This window comes from Aeromonas sp. Marseille-Q7275, assembly GCF_965119515.1.
The window spans coordinates 1-1,434 of record NZ_CBCPLW010000045.1 but is presented as its reverse complement, the minus strand read 5'-3'; the positions used below and the strand labels follow the sequence as shown (position 1 = coordinate 1,434).

Sequence of the window (1,434 nt, the reverse complement as noted above, 5' to 3'; positions counted from 1 at the left end):
TGGAGACCGCCGACATCGCCCATCAGCTGACGGAGTCCAGCCGCAGTCTGCAGCAGCTCTCCGGCGAGCTCGACAAGCTGGTCGGCAACTTCCGGCTATGAGATGAAAGAGCGCTTCGGCGCTCTTTTTCGTCCGGGTCGGCAGGGAGTGTCGGCCCGGGAATGACGGCAAACCGTCATGACAAGCCGCTACAGTAGCGACATAGCAACACACCAAGGAGTCATCATGCTGGCAGGCAAGATCACGATCAAAACCCAACTCATCCTGGCCGTTACCGTGCCCTGTCTCGCCCTGTTGCTGGTCGGCGCCGCCAGCCTGCGCAGCATGGGCAACATCAAGCAACAGGCCGATGAGCTGTTCCAGAATACCGCCACCCCCATGCGGGCCATGGCGGAAGTGGCCTCCCGCATCCCGCGCATGCGCGTCGGCATTGACATGATGCTGCTGCAGGAGACCTCCCTGCGCGACGAGAAGGGAGTGCTGACCCGGGTCAAGGAGACCCGCGAGGAAGATATTCCCGAGATGCGCCAGGCCATGCAGCAGGCGGTGACGGCCCAGGTCGATCCCGCCGCCCGGGCCGAGGCCGAGCGGCTGCTCGGCCAGTTCGAGAAGATGGAGCGTGAGGAGCTGATCCCCATGCTGCAGGCGCTGGAGAAGGATGAGATGGAGGTGGCCCGCACCATTTATCGGGACAGCTACAGCCAGACCTATGGGGAGATGCGCAAGGGGGCCAACGCCCTGCTCGACGGCCTCATCGGCCAGGCCCAGCAGCGCAACGAGCTGAGCCAGAGCAGCTATGACAGCGGCCGCAACCAGATGATCGCCATCATAGTGATCGCCATCGCCATCTCGCTGCTGGTCTCGACCCTCATCCTGATCGGGTTGCGCCGCCGGGTCTCCTTCCTGCAACTGCACATCGGGGATGCCGCCCGCCATCTCGCCCTCGACAGCAGTGCCAGCCTCACCGGCAAGGACGAGCTTGCCGAAATAGCCAGCAGCTTCAATCAGTTCGTGGCTCGCATCCACGGTGCCATCGAGCAGGTGGCGAGCAACTCCCGCCAGCTCGCCGCCACCGCCAACGAGGTGGCCGCCAAGGCCCAACTGACCCAGCACAACTGTACCGCCCAGCGGGATCGCACCGTCCAGGTCGCCACCGCCATCCACGAGATGGGCGCCACCGTCAGCGAAATAGCCGGCAATGCGTCGCTCGCCGCCGACGTGGCCAAACAGGCCAACGATCAGGCCGATGCGGGTGCGGTCGTGGTGGCTCAGGCCCGCCACGGCATCGTCGGCCTCTCCGGGGAGATCGAACAGGTGGCCGGGGTCATCGAGTCCCTGGCGAGCCAGACCGACTCCATCGGCAGCATACTCGACACCATCCGCAGCATCTCGGAGCAGACCAACCTGCTGGCCCTCAACGCCGCCATCGAGGCC

Annotated in this window: 1 protein-coding gene; it reads left to right on the top strand. The window is 65.1% G+C overall.

Annotation, left to right across the window (positions count from 1 at the left end; all coding sequences use genetic code 11):
* Positions 1-225: 225 nt before the first annotated feature.
* On the top strand, positions 226-1,434 hold a 1,209-nt coding region (locus ACWPWQ_RS21270), incomplete at its 3' end, for a methyl-accepting chemotaxis protein (RefSeq protein WP_454010706.1).